Origin of the sequence: Streptomyces sp. NPDC127097, from assembly GCF_042724075.1 — a bacterium.
Lineage (GTDB): Bacteria > Actinomycetota > Actinomycetes > Streptomycetales > Streptomycetaceae > Streptomyces.
Genome location: NZ_JBHXFI010000043.1, coordinates 1 through 26,811, shown reverse-complemented (window position 1 = coordinate 26,811; position 26,811 = coordinate 1). Strand labels below are relative to the sequence as shown.

General features: G+C 68.2%; 18 protein-coding genes and 1 pseudogene. 12 read left to right on the top strand and 7 right to left on the bottom strand.

Annotated features, from left to right (window positions below):
• Positions 1 to 235: 235 nt before the first annotated feature.
• Both ACFWJW_RS27180 and ACFWJW_RS27175 read right to left on the bottom strand, forming a co-directional pair.
• On the bottom strand, positions 236 to 1,870 hold the full coding sequence (locus ACFWJW_RS27180; protein ID WP_387246322.1) for a UvrD-helicase domain-containing protein: 1,635 nt from the start codon (positions 1,868 to 1,870) through the stop codon (positions 236 to 238).
• Positions 1,858 to 3,861 (bottom strand): ATP-dependent endonuclease, encoded by a 2,004-nt coding sequence (locus ACFWJW_RS27175; RefSeq protein ID WP_387246320.1) that lies wholly within the window; start codon positions 3,859 to 3,861, stop codon positions 1,858 to 1,860. Before ACFWJW_RS27175 ends, ACFWJW_RS27180 begins: the two co-directional genes overlap by 13 nt.
• Positions 3,862 to 3,986: 125 nt before the next feature.
• Between ACFWJW_RS27175 and ACFWJW_RS27170 the strand changes: the two genes are divergently transcribed.
• The 3 genes and pseudogenes from ACFWJW_RS27170 (at position 3,987) to ACFWJW_RS27160 (ending at position 6,879) form a co-directional block, all read left to right on the top strand.
• Positions 3,987 to 4,208, top strand: a complete 222-nt coding sequence (locus tag ACFWJW_RS27170) for a hypothetical protein (protein ID WP_387246318.1) — start codon at positions 3,987 to 3,989, stop codon at positions 4,206 to 4,208.
• 1,029 nt (positions 4,209 to 5,237) lie between these two features.
• Positions 5,238 to 6,474 (top strand): annotated as a pseudogene (locus tag ACFWJW_RS27165) (UvrD-helicase domain-containing protein); the annotation flags it as partial.
• A 120-nt stretch (positions 6,475 to 6,594) separates the two neighbouring features.
• Positions 6,595 to 6,879 carry a hypothetical protein gene (locus ACFWJW_RS27160; RefSeq protein WP_387246316.1) on the top strand — a complete coding sequence of 95 codons (285 nt, stop codon included), beginning with the start codon at positions 6,595 to 6,597 and terminating at the stop codon, positions 6,877 to 6,879.
• Between the two features lie 56 nt (positions 6,880 to 6,935).
• Here ACFWJW_RS27160 and ACFWJW_RS27155 read toward each other — a convergent pair whose 3' ends face one another.
• The 5 genes from ACFWJW_RS27155 to ACFWJW_RS27135 form a co-directional block, all read right to left on the bottom strand.
• Positions 6,936 to 8,720 carry a TniQ family protein gene (locus tag ACFWJW_RS27155; RefSeq protein WP_387246314.1) on the bottom strand — a complete coding sequence of 595 codons (1,785 nt, stop codon included), beginning with the start codon at positions 8,718 to 8,720 and terminating at the stop codon, positions 6,936 to 6,938.
• Positions 8,717 to 9,859, bottom strand: coding sequence for an AAA family ATPase (locus ACFWJW_RS27150; protein ID WP_387246312.1), 1,143 nt, complete (start codon positions 9,857 to 9,859; stop codon positions 8,717 to 8,719). Before ACFWJW_RS27150 ends, ACFWJW_RS27155 begins: the two co-directional genes overlap by 4 nt.
• Complete coding sequence (locus tag ACFWJW_RS27145; protein ID WP_387246310.1) at positions 9,846 to 11,933, bottom strand: transposase; 2,088 nt, start codon at positions 11,931 to 11,933, stop codon at positions 9,846 to 9,848. Before ACFWJW_RS27145 ends, ACFWJW_RS27150 begins: the two co-directional genes overlap by 14 nt.
• A 65-nt stretch (positions 11,934 to 11,998) precedes the next feature.
• On the bottom strand, positions 11,999 to 12,727 hold the full coding sequence (locus ACFWJW_RS27140; RefSeq protein WP_387246308.1) for a TnsA-like heteromeric transposase endonuclease subunit: 729 nt from the start codon (positions 12,725 to 12,727) through the stop codon (positions 11,999 to 12,001).
• Positions 12,728 to 12,949: 222 nt separating this feature from the next.
• Positions 12,950 to 14,791, bottom strand: coding sequence for a glycoside hydrolase family 15 protein (locus tag ACFWJW_RS27135; protein WP_387246306.1), 1,842 nt, complete (start codon positions 14,789 to 14,791; stop codon positions 12,950 to 12,952).
• Positions 14,792 to 15,172: 381 nt separating this feature from the next.
• Here ACFWJW_RS27135 and ACFWJW_RS27130 point away from each other — a divergent pair, with 381 nt between their 5' ends.
• From ACFWJW_RS27130 to ACFWJW_RS27090, 9 genes are all read left to right on the top strand, one after another.
• Positions 15,173 to 16,828: a CTP synthase gene (locus ACFWJW_RS27130; protein ID WP_387246304.1), complete on the top strand. Its 1,656-nt coding sequence runs from the start codon at positions 15,173 to 15,175 to the stop codon at positions 16,826 to 16,828.
• A gap of 95 nt (positions 16,829 to 16,923) precedes the next feature.
• A complete protein-coding gene (locus ACFWJW_RS27125) occupies positions 16,924 to 17,550 on the top strand; it encodes an NUDIX domain-containing protein (RefSeq protein ID WP_387246302.1) in 627 nt (208 codons plus the stop codon).
• Positions 17,551 to 17,719: 169 nt separating this feature from the next.
• A complete protein-coding gene (locus tag ACFWJW_RS27120; RefSeq protein ID WP_387246300.1) occupies positions 17,720 to 19,864 on the top strand; it encodes a tetratricopeptide repeat protein in 2,145 nt (714 codons plus the stop codon).
• Between the two features lie 168 nt (positions 19,865 to 20,032).
• A complete protein-coding gene (gene ald / locus ACFWJW_RS27115) occupies positions 20,033 to 21,148 on the top strand; it encodes an alanine dehydrogenase (RefSeq protein WP_042157652.1) in 1,116 nt (371 codons plus the stop codon).
• Between the two features lie 489 nt (positions 21,149 to 21,637).
• Positions 21,638 to 22,654 (top strand): ParA family protein, encoded by a 1,017-nt coding sequence (locus ACFWJW_RS27110; RefSeq protein ID WP_018087947.1) that lies wholly within the window; start codon positions 21,638 to 21,640, stop codon positions 22,652 to 22,654.
• Positions 22,639 to 23,301 (top strand): hypothetical protein, encoded by a 663-nt coding sequence (locus tag ACFWJW_RS27105; protein ID WP_387246298.1) that lies wholly within the window; start codon positions 22,639 to 22,641, stop codon positions 23,299 to 23,301. Before ACFWJW_RS27110 ends, ACFWJW_RS27105 begins: the two co-directional genes overlap by 16 nt.
• A gap of 195 nt (positions 23,302 to 23,496) precedes the next feature.
• Complete coding sequence (locus ACFWJW_RS27100) at positions 23,497 to 24,822, top strand: segregation/condensation protein A (protein ID WP_387246296.1); 1,326 nt, start codon at positions 23,497 to 23,499, stop codon at positions 24,820 to 24,822.
• Positions 24,819 to 25,517, top strand: a complete 699-nt coding sequence (gene scpB, locus ACFWJW_RS27095; protein WP_387246294.1) for an SMC-Scp complex subunit ScpB — start codon at positions 24,819 to 24,821, stop codon at positions 25,515 to 25,517. The genes ACFWJW_RS27100 and scpB overlap by 4 nt, the downstream gene beginning before the upstream one ends.
• Positions 25,517 to 26,674, top strand: a complete 1,158-nt coding sequence (locus ACFWJW_RS27090) for a pseudouridine synthase (RefSeq protein ID WP_387246292.1) — start codon at positions 25,517 to 25,519, stop codon at positions 26,672 to 26,674. Before scpB ends, ACFWJW_RS27090 begins: the two co-directional genes overlap by 1 nt.
• Positions 26,675 to 26,811 lie beyond the last annotated feature (137 nt).

Sequence of the window (26,811 nt, the reverse complement as noted above, 5' to 3'; positions counted from 1 at the left end):
CTGGCGGAGGCGGTGGAGAGCTATGTACGCACGCAAGAGCGGTGGCGGCGGGACCAAGAGGTGACGTCGGCAAGCAGAGCAGCAGGGAAGCGCTTCGAGAACCTTGATCATCAGGGGTCGCGTTCGTCGCATCCAAGTATGGACAAGCAGGCCGTCAGGGCACGTCCACGCACGAGTCACTCATCTCGCCGCGTGAGAACGCACGCGCCCTGCCCACGAGGCGGACAATCGAGTGTCAGGGATGGACAGTCCCCGCAGCGAACCAGTCACGAGCGGTTGATTCTCCTCCTTCGGGCAGGTCGTTTAGGAAGACCACTGCCAGGCCGCGCTTGGCTCGTGAGCAGCAGACGTAAAACAGGTTTCGTGACCGTTCGGTGCGGTCGGGCTTGTCGGTGCCGGCGAGCATCTTGCCGATGCTGTACATCGTCCACGCGGAGTCGTCGACGACCACGACAACGTTCCCGAACTCATCTCCCTTCACGCCGTGCTGCGTGGAGAAGGGGGTGAGTTCGTCGATGAACCGGGTGACGCTGATGACCTCACGATAGGGAATTCCGCGTAGGTTGCTGGAAAAGTCGGCCTTTCGCTGTTGGCGCTCGTCCAGGCCGGTCGCAGTTCTACGGCGTTCGAGATCCCGCACCCTTCCTGGAACGGCCAGGAGGTGACCATCGGCCATGAGGTCCAGTACGTCACCGATGGTCCCAGTCGTGCGCACGGTGTCGAGTCTGCGGATGGCCTCGTTGATGGTCCGCTTGTCAGCATGCTTGGCGATGGGCCGCCTACCTTGGTTCAGCAAGCTATTCAGCTCCACGAAGTCCCTGGTCTGGTAGGCCCTGCACAGCGCCTCGATCCTCGTGAGGTATTGGATGTACGGCTCGTTGCGCGCCATGAGGTCATCGGGGCCGTGGCTGCCAAGCTGCCGGTACTGCTCCAGCAAGCTGGCGTACTCCAGCGTGCCGGCGATGCCGCGGTGGGTGAGCAGGAGGTACTTGGTGTTCTCGCGTAACCAGCCTTTGCTTGCGAGAGTGGCTTCTGCGGCAGCAAGCCGGGGTGGGCCGGGAGACGCGTGGGTGTTGAGGAACAGGTGCACCTCGCCCTCTTGCTGTTCTCCGGAGGCCCGCTGGATGAGCTGGGGACGAATTTTGTTGAGAACGTCGATAACCGGGCGCGAGCACCGGTAGTTCTCGTGTTTGGTGATCGGCGTAAGTTTTGCATGCTGAACCGCGCCGACGCCGGACCGGTAGATCTTCTGCATCGAGTCGCCGAAGAGGCCGATCACACAGGGGACCTGACCTGCGCCTGCTAGATGGTCCAGCAACAGCTCGATCGTCTTGGGTGAGGTGTCCTGGTATTCGTCGACGAAGATGACGGGATACTTGCTGGTGATGATGCGTATGAGCTTTGGATGGGCGGCAATGAGGCGGAGGGACAGTGCAATGACATCGTCGTGGGAGATGCGCCCCTCGCTCAGTTTCCGCCCCCGGTCCGAGTACTCGATGACTGGGGGAGTGGCTACCTCGTCGATGTCTTCGGGCTTGGACAGCTCCTTGTTGTAGTCGAGGACCTGCTGCCAGAGCTCACGCGGATAGGCCTGGATAACGCTCCAGAGAAATTCGTGGATGGTGCCGACAGCGACAAGCGGGTCCGCCGAAATGCGTTCAAGAATCTTCTTCTTGGCCACGTTCGTGTACGTGATGCAGGCGATTCGTCGGCCGCTTGCCTCAAGCTCTGTGCGCCGGTGGCTGAGGAGGTGCTGCAAGGCGCGGACGAGAGTCGTCGTCTTGCCGGCACCTGCTCCGGCTTCCAAGAGGAAGCTGCGCCGGGCCTCCAGCTCTTCAATAACGGCCGCGAGGGTGTCTAGGCGAGCCACTGAAGTCCTTCGGCGATGTAGCGGGGGACCGCCCAGCCCTCAAGGAGCATGACGTCGAACGCGAAGTCAGTCTTGTGCTTGGAAAGCCGTTTGGCGATGGCGAACGCGCCGGCCTCGATCTCCGCCGTGGTGGGGTCCGCCCCGACTTCCTGCAGGAAGGCTCTCTTCAGCGCCAGATGTCTGAGGTCTCGGGCGAGGATCTCTGCGTTGGCGATGATGAAGGCGTCCTCAAAGCTTCGGGCGCAGACGCCTCCGTTTTTTTCAGGGACCTGGTAGGCCACGCGCACGTGGCCGTGCTCCTTGGCAGCAGGGTCGGCGGCAAGGAGTTTGGGGATGCTGGATTCCTTTGGAAGCCAGTTCTTCAGCGTCGAGTTCGAGGTGATCGCCTGATCGGTGTCCGGCGGGCAGGCCTTCTGATCTTTGGGACTGATGGAGTCAATGTCGGTGATGACGACGGTCTTCACGCTGAGGAACTCCAGCAGTTCCCTGAAGCGGACGGCGTAGGCGTCACCGACCTCGATGACCGACACGTACTGGTGCAGGAGCCCTTCGGCGCACCTGCGGACCATCTCGGGCAGCAGCAGCCGTTCCGCGGTGCCCTCGATCAGGATCACCTTGTCGGCGAAGAACATGTCACACCGGTGCAGCACCATGTACTGATGCAGAAACCGTAGGGTCTCGTCGCCGTGCGGGGTCGCCTTGACCTTGGCCTGGAAGGTGGAGAGGTCCTTGACCTTGCCATCGGCTTCGGAGCGGTCGAAGTACCGCACCGCGTGGAAGCCGCCGCTTGCGACGATGTGGGAGGAGTGCGTGGTGACGACGACCTGCACCGTCCATGGGGCTTTGCGCTTGATGAAGTCCTGGATGTTTTTGATGAAGACCTCCTGCATCTGGGGGTGCAGGTGGGCCTCCGGCTCCTCGATGAACAGCACCTGCAGCGCCGGCTTCGGGGCGGCGCGCTCATAGGCCTGGTGGAAACTGATCATCTGCAGGATGGTGAAGATCAGCTTGCTGTAGCCCAGCCCGTTGTGGCCTTCGGGAAGGTGGAAGCCGCCGTCTCCAGACGGATACTGAAGCCGCGTACTGCCCCGCAAGATGCCCGAGCCCTCCATGAGGGACACGATGCGGGGCTTTTCGACGGGCGTGATGGTTCCCACCCCGAAGCTGCGCAGGTCCTCAAAAACGGGGTCGAAAAGCGACTCGTAGCTGCTGTCGAGCGCCAGCGACGCGGCAGTCAGGGCGTCCTCGATTTGCTCGACGCTCTGGTGACGGCCGTCCGGGCCGCTCTTGACCTTGTAGTAGGTCTCGAACGTCTTGGACAGCGTGCGGGCCTTGTCTCCCGGGGTGTCGTCCACCTTTGTTTGCGCGTAGACGAAATTGACCGAGATGATCGCCTGTGCGGCGCTGCGCTTGATCTCCTTCGTGACCTTCTCGTCCACCGGGCTGACCGCGCGATAGACGGGGGAGAAGTAGTCCGTGAAGTTCTTGCGCAGCCACTTGATGGGGTCGAACTTCTGCCTCTGACTCGCTGTCCAGAAGTCCTTGAGGAACTCCTGCGGCCTCGCTGCCTCCAGCACCGCTTCGATCTTGACCGTGAAGCAGGAGTCGTCGAGGTCCAGGATCACGTCCGCCAGAGGAGCGAGGTCATCGTCCTCGCCGTACTCGATCGTGAGCTCCAACCGGATGGCTGGGACGAGGTCGTACGCCTTGGCCAGCAGGCTCTCGCTCGTCTCCTGATCGCCCGCGGCTGCGTGTCCCTGCGCCTCGGCGAAGATCTGCAGTGCCTGCTCGATGTCGGGGATGCGACAGGTGGAGAAATCCTCCAGCACGAACCGTGTGTCGTCCTCGCCAAAGAACTTCTCGAAGAGGTTGACGAACGACGTCTTGCCGCTGTTGTTGCGTCCCACGATGAGAGTGGTCTTCGGATCAATCCGTACCTCCGCCTTGTCCAGGGCACGGAAGTTGATCACTTTGGCGTAGGTCAGCTGCATCGCACTCCCGACAATCGTTCCCGACCCCTGCTCCCGTGGCGGCATATACCAGCAGCTTCGAAGAGCCAGAGCAGTATCCGACACGGAAGGGGTAGGAGTTCCTCCTTGGCTCAAAGTGGTTGGCGATGCGTCAGATTGCGTCTGGCTCGATCAGTTCCGATCGCGTGCTCGACTGCACCCGTGTCACCGCGGTGACTCTTGTGTCAGCGCTGGTGTTCGGAAGCATTGGCCGGATCGGCGGCAGGTGGTCGAGCCTGAGCTCACGCACCGATCGCGCAGATACGGTCATCCCGCGCTGCAAGCAGGTCCGCTCGGCCAGCACGGTCACCGATCTCTTCATGGGGTAAGGCGGAGCAGCGAGGCAGCGGAGTGTGGCAGCCGCCGGATTGCCTCAGCCCTCCGAAGCCACAACCTTTTCGGATTGGTCGGTAGCCCGCTGAGGCAGATCGCACCCAGGTAGCAGTTGCCAGTACAAATCTCCTGAACCGGGTGCAACTCGCCAGGAGATGAAAGATGTCGCCAACTGGTCGAGCGCAGGGAACAGAACCGCAGGAACAAGTCCGCCCTCACGTGCGATCAAGTCCACTTCGACGCACCCTCGACCGGCAGAGGAGTCTGTGTGCGCCGCAAGGCAGAGGGCGGTCAGCCGCATGGGCGGGTCGCTGGCGCCCGCACGGCCGCCCCTCGCCATGCGTAGGGCCCAGTCAGCAGCACTCTGACGATCCGGGCGTGCGGGACACTGAGCAAACAACACCCCATCGAGGATCTGGGCGACCACCGCGCCGTCGGTAGCCCCAGGGGCAGTCGGTGTTCTGCAGAGCCATCGTGCCTGCTCCAACTCACTCCAGGGGAGCGGGTCACGGCCGATACGAAGACTGCGCAGCACCCCGGCCGGCAACCGGACCTTCCCTTCCGAGTCCATGCGCAGTGCGCACTGCACTGCGAGCAGTCGGGCCGCAGCCGCAGTGCGGCTCGGCAGGGTGGCGGCCAGGTAACTGAGCATCTCCCGCACTCGAATCTGGTCACCCGGCCCCTTGGGTCGTCGTTTGCGACGCCGCGAGGCCTTGCCCGACGACGTCATGACCACACGCATGAAAACCTCCGGAACCACGGCGGCCTGCTCCGTCACCGACGCGCAGGCCGTACATGCATCGGCAAGTCGCCAGAGCCGTCCGCCGCGTTCGCGGGCGAGAAGCAAACGGACAGGGCCGGCGCAACCGCGGTGGCGGGGGTGCCAGCGGCAGCCTCGCTCATGGCACTGGCAGGTCCGCATGTATGGCGGCAGCACATCACGCCTGGCATGTCCCGCCAGATGCTCGAGCGCTGCTGAGCGCCCGGACACGGCAGTGAGCAACACACCCTGATGATCACACTGTGCGGAGCTCGGGCACCGCTATGTGAGTCGACTGAACGGCCCACGCCAGCCGGCCTGGAAGACTGGGCAGGCCCTCGGTATCACCCGGCCCGTCCGCATCGGTGATCACGACATCAGCCACAAGACGCTCTCTCACACGGCGCTACGAACCGTGACACGCTTCTGCTACTCCGCCGATCGAGCGCTGGCTCGCCACCACGTGCCGCGCCTTCGCCGACTGAGAGCGAACGACGAACACGCCGAGCTAACGGACTTCGTCATGCCGTTCGCGGCCAAGGTCCTGGGCCGATCTACAGGATCCGGAGCGGGGCGTGGTCCGCTTCGAACACGACCACTACCTGAAGATGTGGGCCCTGACTGAGCCCAAGATGGATGCAGACTTCCTCTTCCTTGACGAGGCCCAGGACACCAACCCGGTGCTTGAGCAGGTCTTCAATGCCCAGCGCGATCACGCCCAGCTCGTCATGGTCGGCGACTCTGCCCAGGCCATCTACGGCTGGCGCGGTGCGCGCGACGTGATGACCGACTTCGACGCCACAGCGCTCACGCTCACCCGCTCCTTCCGCTTCGGTCCTCGTCTCGCCGAGCATGCCAACCACTGGCTCGAACTTGCCGAGGCACCTATCCGTCTCACCGGCAGTGACTCGATCCCCACCGAAGTCGGCGACGTCACACACCCGGACGCGGTGCTGTGCCGCACCAACATCGGCGCCATGGCCGAGGTCATGCGTCTCCTCTCCGCAGGCCGCCGGGTCGCCCTGGCCCGCGGTGGCCACACGCTTGCCGCACTTGCGCTGGCGGCTCGTGACCTCAAGGAAGGCCGCCGTACCAACCATTCGGAGCTCGTCCTTTTCGCCTCTTGGGGGGAGGTGCAGGACTATGCGGCTTACGATCCTGCCGGCGGAGACCTCCAGCCCTTCGTCGACCTCGTCGACACGCACGGTCCGGACGCCATTCTCACTGCGGTCGACGAGCTCACTGACGAGGACCATGCCGACGTCATCGTGTCCACTGCCCACAAGGCCAAGGGCCGTGAATGGCCGACCGTCCGCATTGGTGAGGACTTTCCGCCACCTAAGGACACTGACCAACAGGACGCAGAGGGCCGCCCAATCCCGGAACCCGTCAAGGACACTGACGCCCGCCTCGCATACGTGGCCGTAACACGTGCACGCCGCCGACTCGACCTAGGGGGGCTGTCATGGGCCGTTGTGCCATCTGCGGCTTCGAGCATCTGACGATTCGCGAACCGTGCACTACTGAAGCGCTTTGCTCGCTTGCGACGACGCCAATAAAGGTACTGCGCGGCAGTAAGTCATTCGTGTAACTCCCGATCAGAAGCATGCACCGGTGAGAGCGTGACCGAGCTCAGGACCGCGGAGGCAGCAGAGGTCGCACCGGTGAAGTCTGTGGATGACCAGTTGATCGACGAGCTGGTGGGGCGGGCCCAGGCCGACGACCCACAGTTGACCGGCGACGGCGGGCTGCTGCAGCAGCTGACCAAGCGACTGCTGGAATCCGCCCTCAAGGGCGAGATCACCGACCGCCTCGGCTATGACAAGCACGTCCGGCGGGCAAGATGGCGGCAACTCCCGCAACGGAAAGGAGGCGAGACCGTGCTCAGAAGCGTCAGAAGAATGTGACGACTGGCAAGATCCTCGGATCTCGTCTCGGCGGCTCCCCTGCCCGCCTCGACCTGCTAAAGAGTTCGTATGTGCTGACTGGCGGCCTGCCGTGCTGAGGAGGTCAACGTGTAGTACGTGCGGCGTCGTCTGGATCCTTGTCGTTCATGCGCGGTTTCAAGACGACCCACGAGCCAGCCGGCTTCTTCGAGGCGTTTGAGCTGCTTGAAGATCGTGGTCATCGGTATGCAGGTGGTGGCGTGGATCTGTGCTAGGTAACTCTCCTGATCTCTGCGAGCGAGGAGATGCCTCAGGAGCGGCAACATGGGGGGAGGGATGCGGAGTCGGTCGCCGTACTGGGAGCGGCTGTGAAGGTTGGTCAGCGCGCCGCGCTCACCGTCGACTGTGGCGATTGCGGAATTGATCGCGTCTTGGTCGGGGATTTTCTCGATGTTCGATCCGAGCGCGGCATGCATAAGTTTTCGGACGTCATCGCGGTCGAGATCACGCAGGAGACGCGCTCCTCGTTTAGTTGGGCTCTGCGGCGCGTGTCGGACCGACCGGCGGAACAATTCGGCTCCAACAGCGCACTCCAACTGGTCGAGCTGCGTGGTGAGCGTGCCCGGCATGAGGCCGAGGTAGCTGGCGCTAGTTGTAAGAGTGGGAAAGAACATGCTGATCTCGAAACGGCGTAGGCGTCGCCAGCCGTTAAGTGTCTCTTCCGCTGCTGCTCGAATGTCGGGCGGAATTGATGCATCGAGCTTCGTAATGAGAGCGGGGATACTGCGGCCAGATGGCCTGCGCTGGATTCCGAGTTGTTCGAGCCGGCGTCGGACGGTCTCGCAGTTGGTGCCGACTTCCTCGGCAATGTCACGGCCGGTCCGTTTATGCGTGACGTATTGCTCGCGAAGCCAGTCGTCGTTGAATACCGGCGGGCGAGTTCCTCCTCTGTGGATGGAGACACCGAGGTTTTTGGTGTGGCGGACCACGTGCGCGATGGGCATGCCCACTTCTCTGGCAATGGTGGCCAAGCTTTTCCCGCCCTCGGTGTACTCGCGCTGTAGGAATTCGGGCGTCAGGATCCGGACACGGCGTTCATGGAAGCGCCAGCCGCCCAACGGCGACTGTGAGTCGGTGGCGTCCGTGAACGCGGTTTCCCAGGCGGAACGGCAGGTGGCGCTCATCTTCCGCAGGTCGGACGGCCCCAGGACCCCGGCGAGCCCGGAGAACAGGCGGTCCACCTCGACGAAGACGGCGTCAGCGGAGCTGAACGGATGGAGGGCGATGCCGTTGATCTCGGTTTGGGATTGGACGATCGGATGGTTGTGACCGAGGTTGAGCCGCGGCGCGCTGCTCAGGTCGGCGCCGCAGACGTTCCTTCTGCCGGTCCGGCGCATGCAGCGTCCCGGCGAGTGCAAGTGCACGGCCCTGGGCAGGAAGTAACGCGGTTCGCGACCACAGCTCGGACAGACGCGGTGGAGAAGGGCATGGTGCTTGGTGCAGGCGAAAGCCCACGGCAGCCACCAAAGCGTCGGCCAGCGGCCCTCGCCGTCGTGCAGGCACTGCGGGCAGAACTGCCAGCCGGGCGCCCGGCGGCCGAAGATCTCGGCGGGCAGGACGGCATCGTCAAGGCAGCCGGGAGACAGCGTCACCTGCCGTTCCAGCCGTCGAAGTGCCCCCTCCGACGGTGAGGTGACGAGACGGCTCGTTCGCTCCCGGGCCGGCACGTCGGGCAGGCCCAAGGCGTCCAGCAGAGCCGAGAGCGAGGTCCAGGAGCGCCGGGCGAGGGCCTCCAGCCAACTATCGAGGCTTTCCCCGGGGCGTGGCAGGACGCGGATCGCCAGGGTGCGCGGTTCGCTCATGCCGCCTCCTTTCTCGGTCGGCTGACCAGCCGGCCGGAGGCGAGGGCGTGCTGGAGTTCCTCGCGTGCCTGCTCGGACGCGGCGTCGTTCTTCACCTGGTCCAGCAGTTCCTTGTCCAGGCGTTCGGCACCGGTGCGTACTGCTCTCTGGCAGCCGCGGTTGATCAGTGTCATGAGCGAGCCGATGTGTCCGGTGCTGCGGGCGAAGAGCTCATCGGATAGATCGTCCGCGATCATTCCGGGGTACTTGTCCGCGAGAACGACGCGTTCCTCGATCCCGAGGAGGGTGTCGCGCCAGTCCTTCCGTCCCATCTCGGAGGAGATGGTGAACGGGTCCATGTTGAGCCGGGTGGTGCGGCGTCCGGTCTGCGCGAGAACTGCGTCCTCGTAACTTGACCCTTCGCTGAAGAGGCCCCGCTTTTCCAGACCGACGCCGATCATGAGCAAGGTGACCGGGAATTCGTTGGCAATGTATTTGAAGTGGTTGCTGACTTCGATCCCGTTCTTGTTCCGCCACTTCAGGAAGTGTAGGTCGTCAACGATCAAAAGTTTTGTTTCCGCCGACAGGACCGAATCGAGTGCGCGGTAACCGAACTCAGCGGCGGTCCCACGGAAACGGCCGGGGTGGCCGTAGTACTCAAGAATCGCCCGGTTGAAGTCGCGCATTCCGGTGTTGCTGGTCAAGCCGACACGGCAGATAGGCCATCGTTCGTGTCCCTCGTCGGTGTACTTTCCCTCCTCTTCGATGATGCGACGGTGGACCTTTTTGGCGAAGGCGAGCACGGCTGTGGTCTTTCCCAGCCCGGGGAAGGCGTCGAGGGCGATGCCGCCTTTAACCTTGTCGCTGTCCTGGTCGTTGCTGTCGAAGATGTCCCAGAGGTCTTCGTGCAGGGATTTCATTTGCGGCGTTCCCAGCGGGCCGAGGTTCGCGTGCCACTTGCGGCGGTCGCGGTTGTATTCGGTAAGCGCCTCCTTGCCCAGCTTCTTCAGCTGGCGGCGGGACAGAAGCTCCGGTCGCTTCCTGCGCGGCGCGTCGGCCAGGCGTCCGAAGCCTTCCTTGCGGGACAGCGTGAGGTGATCCAGCCGGGAACGCAGATCGGCTTCCTCGGCCTGGACCCGGGTCGGCTTATTCGTCGTCATCGATGTCCTTCAAGGCTGTGGCGTAGAAGTCGAGTTCCTCTTCCAACTCCTCCAGGCCGTCGGCGTCGTCATCACCGGCCTCCGGCTTCCGGTCCTGGACGGCCTCGATCACCGGAGGCGCCGGCTGCTCGAAAAGGGACAGCACGCGGGCGACCGACGGCAGCGAACTGACGTCGTCGACCGGCTGCTCGGGAAGATCCAGAGCCACTTGTTCGCGGGAGAGTCGCAGCGCCATCCGCCGTTCGACCAGGGAAGTGCCCAGCCCCAGGTTCCAACGCTTCAGCAGTAGGGCGATGGCGAGCCGGTCATCGGGATAGGTGTACTCCTTCGCCGCCAGACGCCGGGCGAACTGCAGCGCCTCCTCGCTCAGCGGCATGGCCAGGCTGGGCGCGTGCTCCCATTTAAGGGTGTGCCAGACGCGTTCGCGGTCCCTGAAGTGGATCCGGGTGACGTCGTCGGGGTCTGCGAAGAACGGCAGCCGTCGTTTGTCCAGGTCGATGTCGGAGCCGGCCATGTCCCGCAGCCCGTCGAGGCAGTCGCCGTTGTAGCGGCGGCTGTTGATTTCGACCCCGTAGTGTTGGACGGTGCGCATCGTGACGTCGAGGAACTCGTAGGCCAGGTGCGGGTCGCGGGGCACCTCGATGTAACCCGCCCGCGCGAGCCCATGCTCGAACATTGCCGCAGGAGACAAGTCAACCTTCGGCAGGTGCGGATCGAGGAGGCCCTCGTGTGGCCTGCGGTGATACGTCACCGCGGTCCACTCGCGGATGATCGCCTCCAGCTCGTGGTGGAAGAAGAAGGCGTCCTTTTCCGGGTTCAGGCCGCGCGAATGGATGTCGGGTCCCTTGTAGCCGGGCAGCCGCTGCAGCAGGTCTTCCCGAAGCGTGCGGAAATACCGCTCCACCGGCCCCTTGTCCCGGCCCGTGCGCAGCCTCGCCGGCTGCACCGAGATCCCCATCCGGCGGCAGACGCTGGTCAAATGCGCCGACAGGTAGATCTTGCCGTGGTCGACGATCAACGTCTCCGGAGCCACCTTCGGGCCCCAGACCCCGGTGAGGGGTCCGTGGACGGCCTCGGCCTCCAGCAGCACCCCGCGCGGAATGCCGTGCTCGGGCCAGGCCGCTTCCCTCGGCCAGCTCTCAGGAACCGGCTGGGGGCGGTATGCCTGGTAGAGGACGGCTGCTGCGTCGATGGCCTTCGTCGACACGGGAGTCACCCGCAGACCGATGATGCAGCGGGTGTACCAGTCCATTGCGACGGTCAGCTCCGCCTGCATCCACCGCAGCGTCACCGGGTCGAGTGCGAACACGTCCAGTCGCGTGGTGTCCATCAGCACGTACTCGCCCGGACGCGTGGGCCGCAGCTTCCCGTAGACGCCCCGCGGGCGGTCGGCGATGTCCCGGTTTCGCTGGGTACTCAGCCGGAACGTCGGATGGCGCCGCTCCAGCTCCTGCATCCACCGGTAGGCCGTTGTCTGAGGCGGCACCGGCACCTTGACCAGCTTGAATTTGGTCTTGACGCGTGCCTCGACTTCTTCCAGCACCACCTTCACCGAGGGCCGTGACTCCTCCTCGTACTCGTTCAGCACCTCCTCCGCGGCCTCGACCCAGCGCGGATCGGCGTTGCTCAGCCCGCCGTCCGCCCTCGCCGTCCTCGGCACCAGGCCAGCCTCGCCGTGTTCACGGAAGGCCTGTGCCCACCGGCGCGTCGACCGGGCGGACACCCCCAGTTCCGCCGCCTTGGCCTCATACCGAACCTTCAGCGGCAGTCCAGGGGCATACTGAGGCCGTGGCTCGTCGGGCCGGGGAAGGTCCTCGCTGCCGGAGCGGTAGCCCGTCAGCATCTCCCGGACATGCTCGGCCCGCTCCAAGACCTCCTTCTTCTCGTCCTTGGTCAGCCGGTTCAGCACGACGGCCGCGAGGTCTTCGTCGTCGGTGGAGGACGGGCCCGATGTGTGGTGGATCAGCTCAGCGCGATCGGAGGTCAGCAGCTCACGCAGCGACACCCGGGCCAGTCGGTCACGGCCGTCCTTGAGGACGACCTCCATGCCCGTGGCCAGGCTGGCGAACTCCACGACCTCGACCGTCTCGCCGTCCAGCCGGAAGCGCGTCCCGACCCCCAGCTTCGTCCCCGCACCGCTCATGCGGCCCTCCGCAGCACGTGCCCCGCGCTCAGCGGCCGGTCCAGCGCGGTCGTCACATGCCCGGACCACAGCAGGTGCAGCACCGCCGACTTCACCAGCGGCCGGGGACACTCCGGTAGCAGCCGGAAGGCATCGCCCAGAGGCATCCCGTCCAGATCAGCGGCCCGCAAAGCGGCCACCAGGTCAGGGTCGAACAGCCAGGCGCGGCGATAGCCGGCCAGGAACCGGACGTTCTCCAACACGTGCGGATCCGGCTCGCTCCACACCTCGTACCGCCACCCGCGCGACGTGACCGCTTCACGCGTCCAGGCGAAGGCGCAGGCGACCTCCGGCTTCTCAAGCCGGTGCCGCGTTTTGACGTCCACGACCACCGGACCGTCGTCCGTGAGCAGCAGATAGTCCGGGATGTGCTTGCGGACCTTGCCATCGATATCGGCCTTGAGCAGGAACGGCTGGGCGACGATGTGCCGCACTTCCGGGGCGAAGTCGGCGAACATCAGCCGCCCCAGCTCCAGGCGCGACTCGTAGATCACGTGATCGCCCACGGTGGCCGACCAGTAGGTGCCCGAGTAGTGCTGCTGCCCCTTGAACCAGCGGAACGTCCGCCACGGCCGGGCCTCCCGCAGCAGCCCGAGCGGCACCGACGGCCACTCCAGGTCCTCTACCACGGCCCCGTCGCCACGCCGGACACTCAGCCGTACCGGCGCGGCCACCGCTGTACCCATCGGACCACCAACCCCCGGGATTTCCGAGGCGGCCCCACTGGCCGCCGCCGAACGCTGGGGTTCTGCCCCGGCCGGCAGTGGAGACGCCGACCGGGGAGGTCCTGTACACGAAGAGGGGAACTACTCGTCCACGGAGCATGATTTCCATCTCCGTGGCCTATTGGCCACGCGGTGGCCATCGTTAATGGAAAGTGGCCACGGGATCTGGAAACCTACAGGGCGCTAACCTCCGTAAGCCCCACTGGCCGTCAGCCGCAGCGCGGTGTCGATCAGCGGAACATGGCTGAATGCCTGCGGGAAGTTGCCCACCTGCCGCTTGGCCTTGGGGTCCCACTCCTCCGCGAGCAGGCCCAGGTCGTTGCGGAGCGAGAGCAGCTTCTCGAAGAGCTTGCGGGCCTCGTCCACCCGGCCGATCATCGCGAGGTCGTCCGCGAGCCAGAACGAGCAGGCCAGGAAGGCACCTTCCTCGCCTTCGAGGCCGTCCACCCCGAGATCGTGCGCACCCGACGTCGGGTAGCGCAGCACGAAGCCGTCCTCGGTGGACAGTTCCCGCTGGATGGCCTCGATGGTGCCGATGACGCGCTTGTCGTCCGGCGGCAGGAAGCCCATCTGGGGGATCAGCAGCAGCGAGGCGTCCAGCTCCTGCGAGCCGTAGGACTGGGTGAAGGTGTTGCGTTCCTTGTCGTAGCCGTTCTCGCAGACGTCCCGGTGGATCGTCTCGCGCAGATCCTTCCAGCGCTCCAGCGGTCCGTCGACGTCCCCGGACTCGATCAGCTTGACCGTGCGGTCGACCGCGACCCAGGTCATGACCTTGGAGTGGACGAAGTGCCGGCGCGGGCCGCGGACCTCCCAGATGCCCTCGTCCGGCTCGTCCCAGTGCTTCTCCACCCACTGGATCAGCTTGAGCTGGAGCAGCGAGGCGTAGTCGTTACGGGCCAGCCCCGTCATGTGCGCCAGGTGCAGCGCCTCGGTGACCTCGCCGTAGACATCGAGCTGGAGCTGTCCCGCGGCGCCGTTGCCGACCCGTACGGGGCGGGAGTTCTCGTACCCGGGAAGCCAGGTGAGCTCGTTCTCGCCCAACTCCCGTTCGCCCGCGATGCCGTACATGATCTGGAGGTTGTCCGGGTCGCCGGCCACCGCCCGCAGCAGCCACTCCCGCCAGGCCCGCGCCTCTTCGCGGTAGCCGGTGCGCAGCAGGGAGGACAGGGTGATCGCCGCGTCGCGGAGCCAGGTGAAGCGGTAGTCCCAGTTACGGACCCCGCCCAGGCACTCCGGCAGTGAGGTCGTCGGCGCCGCCACGATTCCGCCGGTCGGCGCGTAGGTCAGCGCCTTCAGCGTGATCAGCGAGCGCACCACCGCGTCCCGGTAGGGGCCGTGGTACGTGCAGTGCTCGACCCACTCGCGCCAGAACTCCTCGGTGGCCTCCAGCGACCCCTCCGGGTCGGCGACGGCCGGCGGCTGCTTGTGCGAGGGCTCCCAGCTGATCGTGAACGCGACCCGCTCACCCGGGGAAACGGTGAAGTCGGAGAACGTCGTCAGGTCCTTGCCGTAGGTCTCCGCCTCGGTGTCCAGCCACACCGAATCGGGCCCGGCCACCGCCACCGTCCGGTCGTCGATCTTGTGCACCCACGGCACGACCCAGCCGTAGGAGAACCGCATCCGCAGCTCCGAGCGCATCGGGACGCGCCCGCTGACGCCCTCCACGATGCGGATCAGCTGCGGCGCCCCGTCACGGGGCGGCATGAAGTCGATCACGCGGACGGTGCCGCGCGGGGTGTCCCACTCCGATTCCAGGACGAGCGAATCGCCCCGGTAGCGCCGGCGGTCGGCCGGTGCGGGCCGCCCTCCGGGGCCGTTGACCGGCCCCAGCCGCCAGAATCCGTGCTCCTCCGTGCCCAGCAGCCCCGCAAAGACCGCCGGCGAGTCGAAGCGGGGCAGGCACAGCCAGTCCACCGTGCCGTCCCGGCACACTAGAGCGGCGGTTTGCATATCGCCGATAAGTGCGTAGTCCTCGATGCGCCCGGCCACGTGCGTCTCCCGTCGAACTGGAGTCACGCCCCCCATGGGACGTATGTATTGGTCCGTCCTGCCCATGAAACGTCGCCGAGCAGCTGGACCGGAAATCGGGCGGGGGTGGTGCCTTCCCGGACGGCTCGTAGCGCGTGTCCGAGCAGGATACGACGCAGGTGGGTGATCCGCGTGACGCTCGCAAGGACTGAAGTGCTCCGAACGGGTGGCCTCCGTCACGTGACACCGTCACCTCGGCCGTGACCGCACGGTCGCCGTGTGTGGCCGGACACGACCATGCCCGGTCGCTGATAGCCTGGTACCCCGTGGACCGGTGGTCACGAGAACCCCCGAACCGCAGCGACGGCACCCCTGAAAACCGGGACGGCGCCGCTTCGCACCTCTCCACCTCGCGACCACGGGAGCCCCCTCTTGGCCATGCCGCCCAAATCCACGACGACCAAGCACCTCTTCGTCACTGGGGGCGTCGCCTCCTCTCTCGGCAAGGGGCTCACCGCCTCCAGCCTGGGTGCTCTCCTCAAGGCGCGCGGCCTGCGGGTCACGATGCAGAAGCTCGACCCGTATCTGAACGTCGACCCCGGAACGATGAACCCGTTCCAGCACGGTGAGGTCTTCGTCACCAACGACGGTGCCGAGACCGACCTGGACATCGGTCACTACGAGCGCTTCCTGGACGTCGACCTCGACGGCTCCGCGAACGTCACCACCGGCCAGGTCTACAACACCGTGATCGCCAAGGAGCGGCGCGGCGAGTACCTCGGTGACACCGTGCAGGTCATCCCGCACATCACCAACGAGATCAAGCACCGCATCCGGCGGATGGCGACCGAGGACGTCGACGTCGTCATCACCGAGGTCGGCGGCACCGTCGGCGACATCGAGTCGCTGCCGTTCCTGGAGACCGTCCGCCAGGTCCGCCACGAGGTCGGCCGGGACAACGTCTTCGTCGTGCACATCTCGCTGCTCCCCTACATCGGCCCGTCCGGTGAGCTGAAGACCAAGCCGACCCAGCACTCCGTCGCCGCGCTGCGCAACATCGGTATCCAGCCCGACGCGATCGTGCTGCGCGCCGACCGCGAGGTGCCGACCGCCATCAAGCGCAAGATCTCGCTGATGTGCGACGTCGACGAGGCCGCGGTGGTCGCCGCGATCGACGCCCCGTCGATCTACGACATCCCCAAGGTCCTGCACACCGAGGGCCTGGACGCCTATGTCGTGCGCAAGCTGGACCTGCCCTTCCGGGACGTGAACTGGACCCAGTGGGAGGACCTGCTGGACCGCGTCCACAACCCCGACCACGAGGTCAGGGTCGCGCTGGTCGGCAAGTACATCGACCTCCCCGACGCCTACCTCTCGGTCACCGAGGCGCTGCGGGCCGGCGGCTTCGCGAACAAGGCCCGGGTGAAGGTGAAGTGGGTCACCTCCGACGACTGCAAGACCCCGGCCGGCGCCGCCGAGCAGCTCGCGGACTGTGACGCGGTCTGCATCCCCGGCGGCTTCGGCGACCGGGGCGTGGACGGCAAGGTCGGCGCGATCACCTACGCCCGGGAGAACAAGCTCCCGCTGCTCGGCCTGTGCCTGGGCCTCCAGTGCGTGGTCATCGAGGCGGCCCGCAACCTGGCCGGCATCCAGGGCGCGAACTCCACCGAGTTCGACCCGGCCGCGGCCGACCCGGTCATCTCCACGATGGCCGAGCAGATGGACATCGTCGCAGGTGAGGGCGATATGGGCGGCACGATGCGGCTGGGTATGTACCCCGCCAAGCTCGCCGAGGGCTCGATCGTCCGCGAGGTCTACGACGACCAGCCCTACGTCGAGGAGCGCCACCGCCACCGCTACGAGGTCAACAACGCCTACCGCGGTGAGCTGGAGAAGAAGGCCGGGCTGCTGTTCTCCGGCACCTCCCCGGACAACAAGCTCGTCGAGTACGTCGAGTACCCGCGCGAGATCCACCCCTACCTGGTCGCCACCCAGGCGCACCCGGAGCTGCGCTCCCGCCCGACCCGTCCGCACCCGCTCTTCGCCGGGCTGGTGAAGGCCGCGGTCGCGCGCAAGACGGGCGCCGCGAAGTAGCGGACACCACGGCGGATACGGTTGCCGGGGTACGGCCTCCCGCAGGTCGTGCCCCGGTTTCTGCGTTGGTACAGGCACACACAGGAGGACGCGCCATGGCGATCAAGGACACCCCGGAGGAGTGGACGGTCACCGCGACCACGACGCCGTTCACCGGAAACAAGACCAGCGTGCGCACCGACACGGTCGTCATGCCGGACGGCGGCACCGTCACCCGCGACTACCAGGTCCACCCCGGCTCCGTGGCCGTCCTCGCACTCGACGAGGAGGGCCGGGTGCTGGTGCTGCGCCAGTACCGCCACCCCGTACGCCAGAAGCTGTGGGAGATCCCCGCCGGGCTGCTCGACATCCCCGGGGAGAACCCGCTGCACGCCGCGCAGCGCGAGCTGTACGAGGAGGCGCACGTCAAGGCCGAGGACTGGCGGGTGCTGACCGATGTCTACACCACGCCCGGCGGCTGCGACGAGGCCGTGCGGATCTTCCTCGCCCGCGATCTGTCCGAGGCCGAGGGCGAGCGCTTCGAGGTCTCCGAGGAGGAGGCCGACATGGAGCTGGCGCGGGTGCCGCAGGACGAGCTGGTCCGTGGCGCGCTCGCCGGTGAGCTGCACAACAACTGCCTCGTCGTGGGGGTGCTGGCCCTCACCGCGGCCCGGGCCGGTGCGGGTCTGGACGCGCTGCGCCCGGCCGACGCACCGTGGCCGGCCCGCCCCTTCGAGAACTGACCGACGGGCCCGCCCCCGCCGTACGACGCGCCCGTCGGATGATCCGCCGATCCGATCGGGTGACGTAACCGCCCTGCGCTGCACGAGACGTGACGTGCCGTGAACTACGCTCGGCAGCGTCCGCCCCAGCGGCGGATTCGTACGCGCAGGTGGACGGGAGCGTGAGCCGGTGACGGACCAGGCGGTGGGCGGGGGGCACGTCCCGCCGGAGGCGGCGAGAGCGGCTGCCACGACAGCGCCCGGACCGCGCGGCGCGGCGCCCCGCCAGGACGGTGCCGCCGCCCGCCCCGCCCTTCCCGCGACCGCCGTCGCCCCTGCCCCCGGTGGCTTCACCGGGCGGCGCCGCGAGCTCAAGGCGCTGCACGCCGATATCGCCCGCGCCGGCCTGGACACCCTCTCCGGCCGTAAGGGCGCCCGCAGCCGGGTGCTGCTGATCGCCGGGCGCCCCGGTTCCGGCCGTACGGCCCTGGCGGAGGAGCTGCTGCGGGAACTGGCCGGCGACCATCCCGACGGGGTGCTGCGGGCCACCCTGACCGGTCCGGACGGCGCACCGGCCGACACCGGCCACACCGCACGGGAGCTGCTGGCCGCGCTCGGCACCGGCGCCCCGCCCGGCGCCCCCGAGGACGAGCTGACCGAGCGGCTGCGCGAGGCGCTCGCCGGGCGCCGGGCACTGCTCTTCCTGGACGACGCACCGGGCGCCGACCAGGTCGAACCGCTGCTCCCGGACGCCCCGGACTGCCTGGTCGTGGTGGTCTCGCAGGGGCCGCTGACCGGCATTCCCGACGTCCGGCCGTGCGCCCTGGGCGGCCTGGACAGCGCGGCCGGGGTCGCCGTTCTCAGCCGCTACGCCGGGCCGACCCGGATCACCGTCGACCCGCGGACCGCCGACCGCGTGGTGGAGGAGTGCGGCGGCCAGCCGGCCGCCCTGGTGCTGGCCGGCGCCTGGCTCGCCGCCCGCCCGATGTCCTCGGTCGCCGATCTGTACCAGGCGCTGCACGCCGTCGCGCTGCCGCCGGACCTGCCCACCGGGGCCCGGCCGCTGTTCCGCGCCTTCCGCCTCGCCCATGACGCGCTGCCGGCGCCCGCAGCCCGGATGCTGCGGCTGATCACCCTGGCCCCGGGCGGCCTGGTGGACGCGCACATCGCCTCCGCGCTGGCCGGCTGCTCGGTGGCGGTGGCCACCACGACGCTGGGTGAATTCGCCGCGCTCGGGCTGCTGCGGCCGGTCACCGCCGAGGACGACGAGGTCCCCGGCGCCCGGGCGCCCGACGCCGCCCTGTATCTCCCGTACCGCCTTCCCGGCTGTCTTGGCCCGCTGGTGCGCGATCTGCTGACGGAGCACGAGCGCCCGGCCGACGTCCAGCTGGCCCGCGCCCGGATGCTGGAGCGGACCGTAAGGCTGCTTCAGTCCTGCCGGGCGATGGGCGAGCCGGCCGATTCGCCCTCCCGGCAGAAGACCGCGGGGCTGCCGCGTGCGCTGCGCTTCGGCTCCCGGGCCGCCGCCGCGCACTGGCTGCGCAGCCGCCGCGGCGCCCTGCTCGACGCCGCCCGGATCGCCGTCGCGGACGGTGAACTCGACACCCTGGACCGGCGGTTGATGGCCGCGCTGACCCGGACGCTGCTGGCCCACCAGGGCGCCGAGGCCGCCGCGCCGGACCTCTACGCGCTGCACGGGCTCGTCCTCCGGGTCGCCGAGCGGCGCGGGCTGCCGCGGGAGCGGGCCGCCGCCCTCCTGAACCTCGGGGACCTGGACGGCCAGGCGGGCCGGACCGCACAGGCGGCCACCCGCTACCGGGGTGCGCTGGAGGCGGCCCGCTCGGTGAAGGACCCGATGGCCACCGGCCGGGCGCTGGAGTCGCTGGGCGGCGCGTACGCCGAGCTGGGCGACGGGCAGCGGGCCGCCGACTGGTACGGCCGGGCCCTGGAGCTGCGGCTCGCCCGGGGCGAGGCCGCGGACGCGGCGCGGCTGCACGGCCGGATCGGCGGCGCGCTCAGCCAGGCGGGCCGGTGGAGTGAGGCGCTCAAGGCGTGGCGGGCCGCCGTCGGGGCCTGCCGCAGGCTCGGCGACGTGGCCGGCCAGGCGCGGGCGACCGGTGAGCTGGCCCGGGTGCAGGAGTACGCGGGACGGCCCGAGGACGCCCTGCGGACCTGCCTCGAAGCCCTGGAGACCGCCCGGAAAGCGGGCGACGGACGACTGGAGGCGGCCCTTCAGCTGCGGATTGCGGACACCCTCGACCGGCTCGGAGATCCGGCCGCGGCACGGCTCCATCGTGCCGCTGGAGAGCGACTCCTCGGAGATCATCCCGAGTGACCTACGAAATCGGTAGTGCTTCTCGTGAGAATTAATGCTTTGCAAGGCTAGACAAGAAGAGCTCCTTCAATAGACTGGCTGGGCCGCGTTCGGCGCGGTCAGTTCCGTCATGCAACGCATGAGGGGATAATTCCTCCTGCACCCTCTCTTTCAAGGACCGTGATCGACGTGAAGGTCGGTATCCCCCGCGAGGTCAAGAACAACGAGTTCCGTGTGGCCATCACGCCCGCCGGAGTCCACGAGCTCGTCCGCCACGGCCACCAGGTCTTCATCGAGAAGGACGCCGGTCTCGGCTCGTCCATCACGAATGAGGAGTACGTCTCCGCCGGTGCCTCCATCCTGGACACCGCCGATGAGGTCTGGGGCACCGCTGACCTGCTGCTGAAGGTCAAGGAGCCGATCGCGGAGGAGTACCACCGCCTCCGTAAGGACCAGACGCTCTTCACCTACCTGCACCTGGCCGCGTCCAAGGAGTGCACGGACGCCCTGCTGGAGTCCGGCACCACCGCCATCGCCTACGAGACCGTCGAGACGGCCGGCCGCCAGCTGCCGCTGCTCGCCCCGATGTCCGAGGTCGCGGGCCGTATCGCCCCGCAGGTCGGCGCCTACCACCTGATGCGCCAGGCCGGCGGTCGCGGCGTGCTGCCCGGTGGCGTCCCCGGTGTCCACGCGGGCAAGGCCGTCATCATCGGCGGTGGCGTCTCCGGCTGGAACGCGCTTCAGATCGCCGTGGGCCTCGGCTTCCACGTCACCCTGCTCGACAAGGACATCAACAAGCTCCGCGAGGCCGACAAGATCTTCGGCACCAAGGTGCAGACGATCGTCTCCAACGCCTACGAGCTGGAGAAGGCCGTCGTCGACGCCGACCTCGTCGTCGGTGCGGTCCTGATCCCCGGCGCCAAGGCGCCGAAGCTGGTCACCAACGAGCTCGTCGCCAAGATGAAGCCCGGAAGTGTTCTTGTCGACATCGCGATCGACCAGGGCGGCTGCTTCGAGGACTCCCGTCCCACCACGCACGCCGAGCCGACCTTCCCGGTCCACAACTCGGTCTTCTACTGCGTCGCCAACATGCCCGGCGCGGTGCCGAACACCTCCACCCACGCGCTCACCAACGCCACGCTGCCCTACATCGTGGAGCTGGCGAACCGCGGCTGGGTCGAGGCGCTGCGCCGTGACCCGGCGCTGGCCAAGGGCCTGAACACGCACGACGGCAAGGTCGTCTACGGCCCCGTCGCCGAGGCGCACGGCCTGGAGCACGTCGAACTGCGCACCCTCCTCGGCTGAGACGTCAACCGCGGACGTCAACGCCGCACCACCGGCCGGGCCTTGTCGACAAGGCCCGGCCGGTCGCGTGTGCGACCCGCGGCGCGCCGCCCTCCGGGCCGCCGGCACTCAACTCGCCGCGAACGTAACCCTTTAACCGATTCGCGCACCCCTGAAACATCGGTCCGATACCGCTTGCGCCCTTGACATCGGGGGGTCCGGTTACCGACACATCGTGCCGGGTCCGGTGGATTGTGTTGCTGCGGACGCCCGACACGCCATAGAGTCGCCAACCGTCGGCATGGTGCCACGCTGACCTATCGATAAAGTTTCCTGGTCACGTCCAAGGAGGTAAGACGACTTGTGAATGAGTCGACATTTACTCCCGGAGGCGGTCAACCAGGAGTGGTTGCACGGGACCAGGATCCTTCGGGGCGCGAGGCTGTCGGCTCCGTTGCGGTCCATACCTTCGCAGCCCATCAGAGTATTTCCACGACAGCCCACCAGAGCATGGACGGCCATCACGTGAACGCCATGGCCGGCGACCGGGGCAGTGGAGAACCCGCCCGTCTCGCCGACTACGACGACCTGCCCGAGGGGCACTTCTACGATCCGGACGCGGAGTACGAGCCGGACCCCGAATACGCCGCGACGCTCGCGCCGGACGCCGCGCGCCAGCGTCGCGAACGCGTCGGCCCGACCGGACGCCCGCTCCCTTATTTCCCCATCCCGGGACCGCTGTCGGACCACGGCCCCGCCAAAATCATCGCGATGTGCAACCAGAAGGGCGGGGTCGGCAAGACCACCTCGACCATCAACCTGGGCGCCGCGCTCGCCGAATACGGACGACGGGTGCTGCTCGTCGACTTCGACCCGCAGGGCGCCCTGTCGGTCGGACTCGGCGTCAACCCGATGGAGCTCGACCTGACGGTCTACAACCTGCTCATGGAGCGGGGCATGTCGGCCGACGAGGTGCTGCTGAAGACCGCGGTCCCCAACATGGACCTGCTGCCCAGCAATATCGATTTGTCAGCGGCAGAGGTGCAGTTGGTCAGCGAGGTCGCGCGCGAGTCGACGCTCCAGCGTGCGCTGAAGCCGCTGCTGGCCGACTACGACTACATCGTCATCGACTGCCAGCCCTCCCTCGGCCTGCTCACCGTCAACGCCCTGACGGCGGCTCACAAGGTCATCGTGCCGCTGGAGTGCGAGTTCTTCGCGCTGCGCGGTGTCGCGCTGCTCACCGAGACCATCGAGAAGGTCCAGGAGCGGCTCAACCCCGAGCTGGAGCTGGACGGCATCCTGGCGACGATGTACGACTCCCGCACCGTGCACAGCCGTGAGGTCCTGGCGCGGGTCGTCGAGGCATTCGACGATCACGTCTACCACACCGTCATCGGCCGTACGGTCCGCTTCCCGGAGACCACCGTCGCGGGTGAGCCGATCACCACGTACGCCTCCAACTCCGTGGGTGCCGCCGCCTATCGTCAGCTCGCCAGGGAGGTGCTCGCCCGGTGTCACGCCGAGTGAGTCTGCCGGGAGCCGACGAACTGTTCCGTACCACCGGGGGAGTGGGGCTACAGCCCTCCAGCCCCCGTCGATCGGCGAACGGCTCCCCGGCCGGCGGCGAGGCGCCCCGGGTGCCCGCACCGGCCGGCGAGCCCGATCCGGCGGCGGACGGGCCGGAGGCGGCCACCGCGGTACGGCAGCGTCGGCCCGGGGCCGGCGGCTCGGACACCCCGGCGGCGACGGCCGGTGACGGCGGGCCGGCCACCCCGCCCCGGGTGCCCGCCGTCGGCCCCCCGGCCGAGCACGGCGGCCGCGAGACGGACGGCGAGACCGCCCAGGGTCACCGGGCCAAGGCGGCCAAGGGCGGCCAGGCCGGTTCCGAGCCGGCCGCCGCGACCGGGCAGACCGGTGGCCAGGGCCGCCGCCGCGGCTCCCGCGGCGCCAACCGCCGCCCCAGCGGCCGGGAACGGCACGACGAGAAGATCACCGTCTATGTCTCCGCCGAGGAGCTCATGGACCTCGAACATGCGCGGCTGGTGCTGCGCGGCGAACACGGCCTCGCCGTCGACCGCGGCCGGATCGTCCGCGAGGCGGTCGCCGTCGTCCTCGCCGACCTGGAGTCGCGTGGCGACGCCAGCATCCTGGTGCGGCGGCTGCGGGGCCGCTGACGCCCGCTGCGCACGGTCCGTGTGCGCGTGCCGTCGTGGTCATCCGTAGATCACGGCCGGGAATTTCCTGCGTCGGCCGCCGCGGTGCGGAAACGTCACGCCGGGTGGGCCGGGATAGCCTGCCTCCTCGGCGGGGTCTCCCGCCCGTGACCAGCCCGTCGCCCCCGGCACGGGACCGCAGCACCATGGACCGCGATGCCGACGACCAACGACGAATCCCCCGCGCCCCGCACCCGCAGACCTCTCGGCCGCGGGGCGGGCGCGGGGCGGGTGTCACCGGGGGCGGCCGTGGCGCCGGAGGGGCCCGGGGTGCCGGACGGACCCCAGGCGCCCGCGTCGCCTTCGGCGAAGGAGGTGGCCGGGCAGGCCGGGGCCTCCGAGGGGCCGGAGGAGGCCGGGACGGCCGAGGTGTCGGACGGGTCCGCGCCGACCGAGATGCCGGAGGCTTCCGCTGCGGCGGAGGCGTCCGTCGCCGGGGAGGAACCCGCGAGCGTCCCCGGCACCGCTCCCACCGAGACCGCGCCCGAGAGTGGCGAGAGCGGCGACAACGGCGGGACGGGCGAGGGTGCCGAGCACGCCAACGGCAGCGAGAGCGCCGAGCACCTCGGGAACCCCGAGCACCTCGGGAACCCCGAGCACCTCGGGAACCCCGAGCACCCCGATCACCCCGAGAACGCCGAAAGCACCGACGGTCGCTTCACCCTCCACCTCGACAACTTCGAGGGCCCCTTCGATCTCCTCCTCCAGTTGATCTCGAAGCACAAGCTGGACGTCACCGAGGTCGCGCTGTCGAAGGTGACCGACGAGTTCATGGCGCACATCCGGGCCATGGGGCCGGACTGGGACCTGGACCAGACCACGGAGTTCCTGGTCGTGGCCGCGACGCTGCTGGATCTGAAGGCGGCCCGGCTGCTGCCCGCGGCCGAAGTGGAGGACGAGGCGGACCTCGCGCTCCTGGAGGCCCGTGATCTGCTCTTCGCCCGGCTGCTCCAGTACCGCGCCTACAAGCGGATCGCGGACATCTTCAGCGGCCGGCTGGCGGACGAGGCCCGGTGCCATCCGCGTACGGTCGGCCTGGAGCCGCGGCTGGCCGAGCTGCTGCCCGAGGTCGTGATCAGCACCGGGGCGGAGGGCTTCGCCAAGCTCGCGGTGAAGGCGATGCAGCCCAGGGCGCGGCCGCAGGTCTACGTCGATCACATCCATGCGCCGCTGGTGAGCGTGCGGGAGCAGGCCGAGGTGGTGATGGCGCGGCTGCGGGAGGCGGGCGAGAGCAGCTTCCAGGAGCTGTGCGCGGACGCACCGGACACCCTCACCGTCGTGGCGCGCTTCCTGGCCCTGCTGGAGCTCTACCGCGAGCGGGTGGTGGTCCTGGACCAGGACGAGGCCCTGGGGGCGCTGACGGTCCGCTGGACGGGCGCGGAGGGGGCCGAGCCGGTGGTCACCGACGAGTTCGACCAGGAACCGGCACAGCGCGTCGCTGAGGCGGCGCGGGCAGAGCGAGCAGGAGAGGAGCGGGCATGAGCGGCGCGGCCGGTGGCGAGGCGTACGACATCACGGAGACCGGTACGGGCGGCACCCCCGGGGAGCGGCCCGGGGCGCCGGCCGGGACGCCGGTCGTCGCCGAGCTGGAGCTGAAGCCCGCGCTGGAGGCCGTCCTCATGGTCGTCGACGAGCCCGCGACCGAGGAACACCTGGCCAGGGTGCTGGAGCGGCCCCGCCGTGCGGTCGCGCTGGCGCTGCGCGAACTGTCCGACGACTACACCCGCCAGGGGCGCGGTTTCGATCTGCGCCTGGTGGCCGGCGGCTGGCGCTTCTACTCCCGTGCCGCCTACGCGGACGCGGTGGAGAGCTTCGTCCTAGACGGGCAGCAGGCCCGGCTCACCCAGGCAGCTTTGGAGACTCTGGCCGTGGTCGCGTACCGTCAGCCGGTCAGCCGTTCCCGAGTCTCGGCCGTACGCGGCGTGAACTGTGACGGTGTGATGCGCACGCTTCTCCAGCGCGGCCTGGTGGAGGAGGCGGGGACGGAACCTGAAACAGGTGCGATCCTGTACAGGACGACGAATTACTTTCTGGAGCGGATGGGCCTGCGCGGCCTCGACGAGCTCCCTGAGCTCGCACCGTTCCTCCCGGAGGCGGACGCGGTCGAGGGCGATTCCCCGGAAGGTATCCCGTCGTTCGACGTAGACGACAGCGGCGACTCTCAGACGGATCATTGATGCGAAGCAGCGGCAGGAACAACGACAGCGGGCGGGGCAACTACCGCGGCGCGGGTGGGGGCACCTCCCAGCCGAAGGCCGGGGGGAAGAGGGACGACAAGCAGCAGCGGGCCGGCCGTCCCCGTCCCGAGGAGCGCCGCTACGACGTGGGCGGAACCGGCGGCCCGGGCGGCAAGGACGAGCGCGGCGGCGCCAAGAGCGGTGGCTCCAAGAGCACCGGCAGCCGGGGCGCGGCGGCCCGTGGCGGCGCCAAGGGCGGGCCCCGTACCGGAGCCAAGTCCGGCCCCGGTGCCAAGGGCGGCCCCAAGGGCGGCCCGCAGCGCGGCCGTGGCCAGGCGCCCGCGCGGCCCCGTGAGTACGACGCCCAGGTGGAGGAGCGCAACCGCGCCCGCCACAACAAGCCGCAGATCAAGACCCCCAAGACGTTCGGCGACCAGGACGGCGAGCGGCTCCAGAAGGTGCTGGCCAGGGCCGGGATGGGCTCGCGCCGGGCCTGCGAGGAGCTGATCGACCAGGCGCGGGTCGAGGTCAACGGCCAGATCGTCATGGAGCAGGGCGTCCGGGTCGACCCGGAGAAGGACGAGATCAAGGTCGACGGCCTGACGGTCGCCACCCAGTCGTACCTCTTCTTCGCGCTGAACAAGCCGGCCGGCGTCGTCTCCACGATGGAGGACCCGGACGGCCGCCAGTGCCTGGGCGACTACGTCACCAACCGCGAGACGCGGCTGTTCCACGTCGGCCGTCTCGACACCGAGACCGAGGGCATCATCCTGCTCACCAACCACGGTGAGCTGGCCCACCGCCTGACGCACCCGCGCTACGGCGTCAAGAAGACCTACCTGGCCGCGATCCAGGGCCCGCTCCCGCGCGACCTGGGCAAGCAGCTCAAGGACGGCATCCAGCTGGAGGACGGCTACGCCCGCGCCGACCACTTCCGGGTCGTGGAGAACACCGGCAAGAACTACCTCGTCGAGGTCACCCTCCACGAAGGCCGCAAGCACATCGTGCGCCGGATGCTCTCCGAGGCCGGCTTCCCGGTCGACAAGCTCGTCCGCACGAGCTTCGGCCCCATCGCCCTCGGCGACCAGAAGTCAGGCTGGCTCCGCCGGATGACGAACACGGAGGTCGGCATGCTGATGCGAGAGGTCGAGCTTTAGCCCACGTTGTTTTCTTTCCCGCCGTGGTGGTTTCTCGCCGTTGCGCCTGCGGCGGGCCGGGTGGGTGTCGGGTGCGGTGACGGGCCTCCGGGGTAGGGGTGTGGGACTGCTTCGCTTTACGTCCCACACCCCTACCC

Excerpts from the sequence above, each read along its gene's own strand:
- ACFWJW_RS27170 (WP_387246318.1), top strand. The coding sequence starts at position 3,987 with ATGCGTCAGATTGCGTCTGGCTCGATCAGTTCCGATCGCGTGCTCGAC.
- ACFWJW_RS27130 (WP_387246304.1), top strand. The coding sequence starts at position 15,173 with ATGCCGCCCAAATCCACGACGACCAAGCACCTCTTCGTCACTGGGGGC.
- ACFWJW_RS27135 (WP_387246306.1), bottom strand. The coding sequence starts at position 14,791 with ATGGGGGGCGTGACTCCAGTTCGACGGGAGACGCACGTGGCCGGGCGC.
- ACFWJW_RS27150 (WP_387246312.1), bottom strand. The coding sequence starts at position 9,859 with ATGACGACGAATAAGCCGACCCGGGTCCAGGCCGAGGAAGCCGATCTG.
- ACFWJW_RS27110 (WP_018087947.1), top strand. The coding sequence starts at position 21,638 with ATGGACGGCCATCACGTGAACGCCATGGCCGGCGACCGGGGCAGTGGA.
- ACFWJW_RS27155 (WP_387246314.1), bottom strand. The coding sequence starts at position 8,720 with ATGAGCGAACCGCGCACCCTGGCGATCCGCGTCCTGCCACGCCCCGGG.
- scpB (WP_387246294.1), top strand. The coding sequence starts at position 24,819 with ATGAGCGGCGCGGCCGGTGGCGAGGCGTACGACATCACGGAGACCGGT.
- ACFWJW_RS27175 (WP_387246320.1), bottom strand. The coding sequence starts at position 3,861 with ATGCAGCTGACCTACGCCAAAGTGATCAACTTCCGTGCCCTGGACAAG.
- ACFWJW_RS27140 (WP_387246308.1), bottom strand. The coding sequence starts at position 12,727 with ATGGGTACAGCGGTGGCCGCGCCGGTACGGCTGAGTGTCCGGCGTGGC.
- ACFWJW_RS27090 (WP_387246292.1), top strand. The coding sequence starts at position 25,517 with ATGCGAAGCAGCGGCAGGAACAACGACAGCGGGCGGGGCAACTACCGC.
- ACFWJW_RS27125 (WP_387246302.1), top strand. The coding sequence starts at position 16,924 with ATGGCGATCAAGGACACCCCGGAGGAGTGGACGGTCACCGCGACCACG.
- ACFWJW_RS27100 (WP_387246296.1), top strand. The coding sequence starts at position 23,497 with ATGCCGACGACCAACGACGAATCCCCCGCGCCCCGCACCCGCAGACCT.